The 8,078-nt window shown below is 59.1% G+C and carries 9 protein-coding genes; 4 read left to right on the top strand and 5 right to left on the bottom strand.

Features of this window, described 5'->3' with window-relative positions; genetic code table 11:
* Positions 1–480, top strand: a 480-nt coding sequence (locus tag AC1DU9_RS28965; protein ID WP_477811196.1) for an aminotransferase class V-fold PLP-dependent enzyme, incomplete at its 5' end; no start/stop codon positions are given.
* A gap of 65 nt (positions 481–545) precedes the next feature.
* Positions 546–2,354, top strand: a complete 1,809-nt coding sequence (locus tag AC1DU9_RS28960) for an aminopeptidase P family protein (protein WP_477811195.1) — start codon at positions 546–548, stop codon at positions 2,352–2,354.
* Positions 2,355–2,364: 10 nt separating this feature from the next.
* Here AC1DU9_RS28960 and AC1DU9_RS28955 read toward each other — a convergent pair whose 3' ends face one another.
* Positions 2,365–3,285 carry a LysR family transcriptional regulator gene (locus tag AC1DU9_RS28955; RefSeq protein WP_477811194.1) on the bottom strand — a complete coding sequence of 307 codons (921 nt, stop codon included), beginning with the start codon at positions 3,283–3,285 and terminating at the stop codon, positions 2,365–2,367.
* Positions 3,286–3,389: 104 nt separating this feature from the next.
* On the opposite strand from AC1DU9_RS28955, the gene AC1DU9_RS28950 reads away from it, so the two are divergent.
* Positions 3,390–4,388 carry a zinc-dependent alcohol dehydrogenase family protein gene (locus tag AC1DU9_RS28950; protein ID WP_477811193.1) on the top strand — a complete coding sequence of 333 codons (999 nt, stop codon included), beginning with the start codon at positions 3,390–3,392 and terminating at the stop codon, positions 4,386–4,388.
* On the opposite strand, the gene AC1DU9_RS28945 is transcribed toward AC1DU9_RS28950, so the two are convergent.
* Together AC1DU9_RS28945 and AC1DU9_RS28940 are read right to left on the bottom strand one after the other, a co-directional pair.
* Positions 4,385–4,975 (bottom strand): 2-hydroxychromene-2-carboxylate isomerase, encoded by a 591-nt coding sequence (locus tag AC1DU9_RS28945; protein ID WP_477811192.1) that lies wholly within the window; start codon positions 4,973–4,975, stop codon positions 4,385–4,387. The genes AC1DU9_RS28950 and AC1DU9_RS28945 overlap by 4 nt on opposite strands.
* A gap of 36 nt (positions 4,976–5,011) precedes the next feature.
* Entirely contained in the window at positions 5,012–5,740 is a 729-nt protein-coding gene (locus tag AC1DU9_RS28940) for an SDR family oxidoreductase (protein WP_223463475.1), read from the bottom strand.
* Positions 5,741–5,833: 93 nt separating this feature from the next.
* On the opposite strand from AC1DU9_RS28940, the gene AC1DU9_RS28935 reads away from it, so the two are divergent.
* The gene (locus AC1DU9_RS28935; protein ID WP_223463476.1) at positions 5,834–6,394 is read left to right on the top strand and encodes a TetR/AcrR family transcriptional regulator; all 561 of its coding nucleotides are present in this window, start codon (positions 5,834–5,836) and stop codon (positions 6,392–6,394) included.
* Between the two features lie 14 nt (positions 6,395–6,408).
* Here AC1DU9_RS28935 and AC1DU9_RS28930 read toward each other — a convergent pair whose 3' ends face one another.
* Together AC1DU9_RS28930 and rhtA are read right to left on the bottom strand one after the other, a co-directional pair.
* Positions 6,409–6,690 (bottom strand): hypothetical protein, encoded by a 282-nt coding sequence (locus tag AC1DU9_RS28930; protein ID WP_223463477.1) that lies wholly within the window; start codon positions 6,688–6,690, stop codon positions 6,409–6,411.
* A gap of 169 nt (positions 6,691–6,859) precedes the next feature.
* The gene (gene rhtA, locus AC1DU9_RS28925) at positions 6,860–7,747 is read right to left on the bottom strand and encodes a threonine/homoserine exporter RhtA (protein WP_223463478.1); all 888 of its coding nucleotides are present in this window, start codon (positions 7,745–7,747) and stop codon (positions 6,860–6,862) included.
* Positions 7,748–8,078 lie beyond the last annotated feature (331 nt).

The raw sequence follows: 8,078 nt of genomic DNA, 5'->3' as shown, positions 1-8,078 counted from the left end.
TTGCAGGCACAGATCCATGGCGGCGGGCATGAGGGCGGTTTGCGTTCCGGCACGCTGGCGACCCATCAGATCGCGGCCATGGGCGCGGCCTTTGCACTGGCGGCGGCTGCGTTCGATGAAGAGAAAGCCACTATTGTGCGTTTGCGTGAACGCTTGCTCGAGCAATTGCAGAGCATTCCCGGCGTGCGTCTCAACGGCAGCCCGACCCGGCGCATTCCCCATACCCTGAGCCTGACCTTCGACGAAGGTGAGTTCAACCCGGCGGCGTTGCTGGCCTCGATCGCGTTTTCCGCGACCTCGGCCTGCAATTCCGCGAGCAATACCCCATCTCATGTACTGCTGGCCCTGGGGCATGATGCCCGCTCGGCCAGTCGCACCATCCGCTTGAGCCTCGGGCGTTTCACCACCGAGCAGGACATCGACCAGGCGGTTCAACTGATCAAGGCAGCCTGCGCCAGTGCTCCGGCATTCTGGCAATAAGGCGACGAAGCGCCGGCGCTGATCGGCACCCAACAATAATGATGAAGTGGTTAGCAGGAGACACGATGAATACGCAGCTGTCGATCAATGGCTCGGTGCCTCAGCGCCTGGCGCAAACCCGCGAACTGATGAGCCGGGAGGGCATTCACGCCTTGCTGGTGCCGTCGGCTGACCCGCACCTGTCCGAATACCTGCCGGGCTACTGGCAGGGGCGTCAGTGGTTGTCGGGTTTCCATGGTTCGGTCGGTACCCTGATCGTGACCCCGGATTTTGCCGGCGTCTGGGCCGACAGCCGTTATTGGGAGCAGGCGACCAAGGAGCTCAAGGGCAGCGGCATTGACCTGGTCAAGCTGCAACCGGGTCAACCCGGACCACTGGAATGGCTGGCCGAGCAAACCCCCGAGGGTGGCGTTGTCGCGGTCGATGGCGCGGTCATGGCCGTGGCTTCGGCACGGACCCTGGGCAGCAAGCTTGAAGAACGTGGCGCCCTTCTGCGCACCGACATCGACCTGCTGAGCGGAGTCTGGAACGACCGCCCAGGCCTGCCGAACGAACCGATCTACCAGCACTTGCCACCACAGGCGACCGTCAGCCGTGGCGAAAAACTCGCCAAACTGCGTGAAACCCTTCAGGGGCGGGGTGCCGATTGGCATTTCATCGCCACCCTGGATGACATCGCCTGGCTGTTCAATCTGCGTGGCGGCGACGTGTCGTTCAACCCTGTGTTTGTTTCTTTCGCCTTGATCAATCAGCAACAGGCCACGCTGTTTGTCGCCTTGAGCAAAGTCAGCGCCGAGTTGCGCGCCATCCTCGAACAGGACGGCGTGACCTTGCGCGATTACAGCGAAGTCGCCGCCGCACTGCGTGCCGTACCGAGCGGCGCGAGCCTGCAAGTCGACCCGGCGCGGGTCACGGCGGGGTTGCTGGACAACCTCGACAGCGGCGTGAAGCTGATCGAAGGCCTGAACCCGACCACCCTGGCCAAATCGCAAAAAAGCCTGGCCGATGCCGAACACATCCGTCAGGCCATGGAACAGGACGGCGCAGCGCTGTGCGAATTCTTCGCCTGGCTGGACTCGGCACTGGGCCGCGAGCGCATCACCGAACTGACCATCGACGAAAAACTCACCGCCGCCCGTGAGCGCCGTCCGGATTATGTGTCGCTGAGCTTCAATACCATCGCCGCGTTCAACGCCAATGGCGCGATGCCGCACTACCATGCCACCGAAGAAGAACACGCGGTGATCGAAGGGGACGGCCTGCTGCTGATCGACTCCGGTGGCCAGTACCTGGGCGGCACTACCGACATCACGCGGATGGTGGCGGTGGGCACACCGACCGATGAGCAAAAGCGCGATTGTACCCGCGTGCTCAAGGGCGTGATTGCCTTGTCCCGCGCGCAGTTCCCCAAAGGCATCCTGTCGCCGCTGCTCGATGCCATCGCCCGTGCGCCCATCTGGGCGGAAAGTGTCGATTACGGTCACGGCACCGGTCATGGCGTCGGCTACTTCTTGAACGTCCACGAAGGTCCGCAAGTCATCGCTTATCAGGCCGCACCTGCACCGCAAACCGCAATGCAGCCGGGCATGATCACGTCCAWTGAGCCGGGCACCTATCGTCCGGGTCGTTGGGGTGTGCGGATCGAAAACCTGGCGATGAACCGTGAGGCAGGCAAAAGCGAATTCGGCGAGTTCCTCAAGTTCGAAACGCTGACCCTGTGCCCGATCGATACGCGCTGCCTGGAAACCTCGCTGCTGTCGGACGAGGAAAAACAGTGGTTCAACGCCTACCACGCCGAAGTGCGCGAGCGCCTGAGTCCGTTGGTCGAGGGTGCCGCGCTGGAGTGGCTCAATACCCGCACTGCGGCTATCTGATCGGACGCAGCTATTGGTTCCTGTGTAGCTCAGGCGCGTTATCCAGCGCCTGAGCCATAAAGTCGACAAAGGCTTTGACCCTGGCGGATTGGCGACGATTCGCCAGGGATACGGCGTAAATTGGCAGCGACAACGTACTGTAGTCCTGCAAAATCGCGCTCACCCGGCCGGCGCTCAGGTCTTCGCTGAATAGCCACACCGGTGACAGTGCAATCCCCAATCCCCCCAGCACCATTTCGCGGATCGCCTCGGAGTTGTTGCTCTGCGCATTGCCCTTGATTCGCACTTCGTGGCGTTGGGCATCTTTTGTGTACACCCACAGGTTTTGACTGCTCAGCAGGTTGAACATCAGGCAGTTGTGCCTGCCCAGTTCCTGCGGTGTTTGCGGTTGGCCGTTTTGCCTGAGGTAGTCAGGTGATGCGACGGTCACACGGTGGGTACTGCCGACATGGCGAGCGATCAGGCCGCTGTCGTTCAGGGCACCGATCCGGAATGTGACGTCCAGCCCTTCGCCGACCAGATCCAGGTTTTGATCGCTCAGTTGCAGGTCTATCTGTACGTCAGGGTAGTGTTTGAGAAAGTCCGGCAACCGGGGTGCGATCTGCAGGCGCCCGAAACTCACCGACGAGCCGATTTTCAGAGGTCCGGCGACCTTTTCCCGACCGGACTGGAAGCTATGTTCTGCCGCATCCACGGCGGCGAGGATGGTCCGGCATTCGTTGTAATAGCGCTGACCTTCGTCCGTCAGGGATAGCTTGCGGGTGCTGCGGGCAATCAGCTTTCCGCCCAATCGGGTTTCCAGTGTTTGCAATATTTTGCTGATGGTCGGCTGGCTGGTCTGCAACTCCCGGGCAACGGCGGAAAAACTGCCCCGTTCGACCACCCGCACGAAAATCGCCATTGCATTGAGTTTGTCCACGGGATTGCTCATTGATGCTGTATCGGCATGATCACTATAGCGATATGGCGTCTTATCGGCATGAATAGGGCGAGGCAAGATTGATCTTGTATTCACTTCTGATGGGACATGGCGAAATGACTGACTCACTGAATATGCGCGCTTTGATGGTCGACTCGGCCAATGCGCCGTTACGTTTGGTTTCCATTGCACGGCCCGTGCCGCAGGCGGGACAGGTACTGGTCAGGATCAAGGCCAGCGGTGTCAATCCGCTGGACGGCAAAATCCGCTCCGGGCAGGCGACCCATGCGGCTCAACCATTACCGGCGATAGTGGGGATGGATCTGGCCGGGACTGTAGAGGTGTTGGGGGAGGGCGTCAGTGGCTGGCTGCCGGGGGATGACGTATATGCCATGGCCACCGGTATAGGTGGTATTCAAGGTTCATTGGCCGAGTACGCGGTGGTCGACGCGCGACTGTTGGCTCGCAAGCCGCACAACTTGAGCATGCGCGAGGCTGCCGGATTGCCGCTGGTGCTGATTACGGCTTGGGAAGGCCTGGTGGACCGGGCGCGCGTTCGATCCGGGCAGACGGTATTGATTCATGGCGGCGCCGGTGGCGTCGGCCATGTCGCCGTGCAAATCGCCCGCGCTTTTGGCGCCAAGGTTTTTGCCACGGGCTCGGCCGGGCAACAATCGATCATCGAAGGGTTCGGCGCGACGTTTATCGATTACCGCAAGTCTTCGGTTGAAGACTATGTGGCTGAGCATACGGCCGGTGAGGGCTTCGACATTGTCTATGACACAGTGGGGGGTGAAACGCTGGATGCGTCATTCAAGGCGGCACGGATGTATCACGGTCATGTGCTTAGTTGCCTGGGGTGGGGGCAGCACAGCCTGGCACCGCTTTCCTTTCGCGGGGCGACTTACTCCGGTGTCTTCACTTTACTGCCGCTCCTGACYGGCAAGGGGCGTGAGCATCACGGCGAGATTCTGCACGAGGCGGCGCAGTTGATTGAAGCTGGCAAGATCTTGCCATTGCTTGACCCGCACTCGTTCACGCTGGAATCGGCAGAAGCCGCCCATGTACTGCTCTTGTCAGGAGCGGCAAAGGGGCGGTTGGTGGTCGAGATTTAACTCAGGGCCTCGAGTACGAAGTCCAGTCGATCCTGGCCGAAGTACAACTGGTTATCGACAAACATGCTTGGTACGCCGAATACGCCGCGCTGCACCGCTTTCTCGGTGTTGTCCTTGAGCATTGCCTTGACTGTTTCGTCGGTGGTCAGTGCCAGCACCTCATTGGGATCGAAACCGTTGTCGCTCAGCACCGCGGCCACGGTTGCCGGGTCATTGAGGTTGCGGCCGTCGACCCACAGGGCCTTGAACAGGCAGTCAATGAAGGCGACAAAACGCTCGGGATGGTGCAACTGAATGCCGGTCACTGCACGCATCAACAATAGGGTATTGATCGGGAAATGCGGATTGAACTTCAGTGGCACTCCGTAGCGCCGGGCGTAACGGTCGAGGTCCTGAATCATGTGGCGGCCCTTGGCCGGAATGGTCGCCGGGGAGGCGTTGCCGGTGGCCTTGAACACACCGCCGAGCAGGATCGGGATGTAGATCAGTTGGCTGTCGGTTTGCTCACAGATTGCCGGTAGCTGGGTATACGCCAGGTAAGTGGTGGGGCTGCCCAGGTCAAAAAGGAATTCCACGGTTTTGCTCATGGTCGGTGCGCTCTGCTTATTGTTGTAGGGGAGGGCTTACCAGCGTTCGCTCCAGGGGCGAAGGTCCAGCTCGAAGGTCCAGGCATCGCGGGGCTGGCTGTGCAGGTACCAGTAATTTTCGGCGATATGCTCGGGATCGAGGATGCCATCCTGATCTTTGGTGGCATATTTTTCCGGGAAGCTTTCACGGATGAAGTCGGTATCGATGGCGCCGTCGACGACGACATGGGCAACGTGAATATTCATGGGGCCGAGCTCTCGGGCCATGCTTTGCGCCAGTGCACGAATGCCGTGCTTGGCACCGGCAAATGCGGCGAACCCGGCTGCGCCACGCAGGCCTGCAGTGGCACCGGTGAACAGGATTGTGCCCCGCTGGCGCTTGGCCATGCGTATGGCCACTTCCCGGGCGTTGAGAAACCCCGAGAAACAGGCCATTTCCCAGATCTTGAAATACTTGCGGGCGGTTTCTTCGAGAATGCTGCACGGCACATTGGCGCCGATGTTGAACACGAATGCCTCGATGGGGCCGATCTCGCTTTCGATCTGCTCGACCAGTGCCACCACATCGTCTTCCTTGCGGGCATCGCAGGCAAAACCGTGTGCCTCGCCACCATCGGCCTTGATGGCATCCACCAGTGGCTGGAGCTTGTCCGCACTACGGCGGGTGACGCAGGCGACAAAACCCTCCTGGGCAAAACGCTTGGCAATGGCGCCGCCCGTGGCATCACCTGCACCGACGACCAGTACGACCTTCTTGTTATTCATGGGTAGATCCCTTTTGGTAAACGATCGTTAACTAAACGAACGTTATGCTATGATTCGACAGGCGTCAAGGTGAGCAATTCAAGGGGAAGAGCGATGCGTTATTCGGCCAGTCACAAGCTGGAAACCAGGCAAAGGCTGCTGGAAAGCAGTGCGGTATCGGCCAAGAAGTCCGGATTTTCGACGGTGGGCGTGGACGGCTTGATGAAGGCGATTGGCTTGAGTGGCGGTGCTTTCTACAGCCACTTCTCGTCGAAAGACGAGTTGTTCGCAACCATTGTTGAACGTGAGTTGGGTCAAAGTCTGGCGCGACTGGGGGAAGGGCAGGACCGTGACAAGCTTGAGCGCTGCTTGAAACAGTACCTGAGCATGTCTCACGTCGAGAATCCGGAAACCGGTTGTGCATTACCGGCATTGGGGGCGGAAATTGCCCGTTCCGACCTGACAGTCCGTCAACAGGCAGAGCACTGGATTTGTCGGCTTCAGGAAAGCTGGGCGGGTGTTTTGCAAAGCGACAGCCAGGCGTGGGCTATTCTGTCGCAATGTATTGGCGCGCTGGTCGTAGCGCGTATGTTGGCTAGCCCGGATATCCAGCGCACAGTGCTGAAGTCCAGCTACGAGGAAATTGGCCGTCAGATCGCAAGTCCGAGAACCTGACGCGACGGCCCTGCCTATTTGCAGATGACAATCATGCTGCGGCTGGTATAACCCGCAGGGTTGAGGCCAAACGGATAATCGCCGGGCTCTTCCACGGCATCTCCCGACTTGGCTATGACCTTGTAACCCTTGGGTGCGCAGGAGTTGGCGGCGCTGGCGTAGCACTTGTCCCAGGATGAAGACAGTCCGGAACAGTTGATGTGTAGCCCTTTCCTACCGTGCTTGATCTGTGTTTCCGAGGTCGCTGCGCAGCCCGCAATTGCAAGTACGGCGATCAATATCAAAAATCGTTTCATTACTGTCCTTATAGCGTCCCCGGATCTTGTGCCCRGGTCTGGCTGCATTCGCTTTCGCTAGACGCCTACCGATATCCCTACCTGAAATTATCCGTGGTATGACTCTGGGTTGCGGGGCTAAACATGGCCTAATTGGGCGGCAAATACCAGACCCGTGTCATATCCGTTCTCAATCTGCCGCTACTGCTGGTCTGGCGGCAGCGCTCATGGTCATGGTTGCGCCGACGGATGCCAGAATGATGCACATGATTGCCAACCATTGTGACAGCGAGAGGTATTCATGAAGGAACAGCAAGCCAGATAGCGCGCCGAAGGCAGGCTCGATACTCATCAGTGTGCCGAAGGTTCTGGCCGGCATGCGGGTAAGCGCGACCATCTCCAGGGTGTAGGGGAGGGCAGTGGACAAAACGGCGACGCCGAGGGCTACGGGGATCAATGACGGGGTCAGCAGAGCGGAACCGGCATGGACAATGCCGATGGGGGCTACGAATAGCGCAGCGATCATCACCCCCAGCGCGGCGGTTTGCACGCCATTGTCGGCCCCGGCCTTTTGGCCAAACAGAATGTACAGTGCCCAGCAGACCCCCGCACCCAAGGCATAACCGGCGCCTACCAGATCGATTCCTGCGGTCGTTTCTCCCGTTGGTATCAGTAACAGCAAGCCGACGGCAGCCAGGGCGATCCACAAAAAATCGATAGCGCGACGCGAGGCGTAGATCGCCACGGCCAGTGGGCCGGTGAATTCAAGAGCCACCGCGATACCCAGCGGGACGGTTTGCAATGACATATAGAAGAGGAAGTTCATGCCGCCCAGCGCCATCCCGTAGACGATGACGGTGCGCAGGGATCTTGCGGTGAGTTTTGCCCGCCATGGACGCAGTATCAGCATCATGATCACGCTGGCAAAAATCAGTCGTAATGTTGTCGTCCCCTGAGGGCCAACAACGGAGAACATGCTTTTGGCCAGGGAGGCTCCGGACTGGATCGACGCCATGGCTATGAGCAGCAGCCCAACCGAGAACAGAGTAGAGGCTAGGCTGCGAGGCTGATCATTCATTGCGTGGCATCGTCCGAAATATAGGAATCAAGGGTATTTCTATTTGTGTTGGGCAATATACTGCGCATTCCCCGCGGGCGCATCTATATATAAGCAGTGTTTTTGCACATATCGGTAGAAACCTGAATCAGTGCTTGACGGCAGATTACAGATGTCTATAATTCGCCCCACTTCCGGCGCAGTCGAAACGGAAAACTCCTTGGTAAACAATGAGTTACGCAGTTTTCGGCAGCGGGTTGCTTCAGGTCATCGAAGCCAAAAGGGAGTTGAAAAAGAGGTGTTGACAGCAGCGTGTAACGCTGTAGAATTCGCCTCCCGCTGACGAGAGATC

It is taken from the genome of Pseudomonas sp. P4_C1, assembly GCF_056402155.1.
This window is presented reverse-complemented; position numbering and strand designations above follow the sequence as displayed.

Bases quoted from the DNA above. Each gene is read 5' to 3' on its own strand.
- AC1DU9_RS28955 (WP_477811194.1), bottom strand. From the start codon at position 3,285: ATGAGCAATCCCGTGGACAAACTCAATGCAATGGCGATTTTCGTGCGG.
- AC1DU9_RS28930 (WP_223463477.1), bottom strand. From the start codon at position 6,690: ATGAAACGATTTTTGATATTGATCGCCGTACTTGCAATTGCGGGCTGC.
- AC1DU9_RS28945 (WP_477811192.1), bottom strand. From the start codon at position 4,975: ATGAGCAAAACCGTGGAATTCCTTTTTGACCTGGGCAGCCCCACCACT.
- AC1DU9_RS28940 (WP_223463475.1), bottom strand. From the start codon at position 5,740: ATGAATAACAAGAAGGTCGTACTGGTCGTCGGTGCAGGTGATGCCACG.
- AC1DU9_RS28935 (WP_223463476.1), top strand. From the start codon at position 5,834: ATGCGTTATTCGGCCAGTCACAAGCTGGAAACCAGGCAAAGGCTGCTG.
- rhtA (WP_223463478.1), bottom strand. From the start codon at position 7,747: ATGAATGATCAGCCTCGCAGCCTAGCCTCTACTCTGTTCTCGGTTGGG.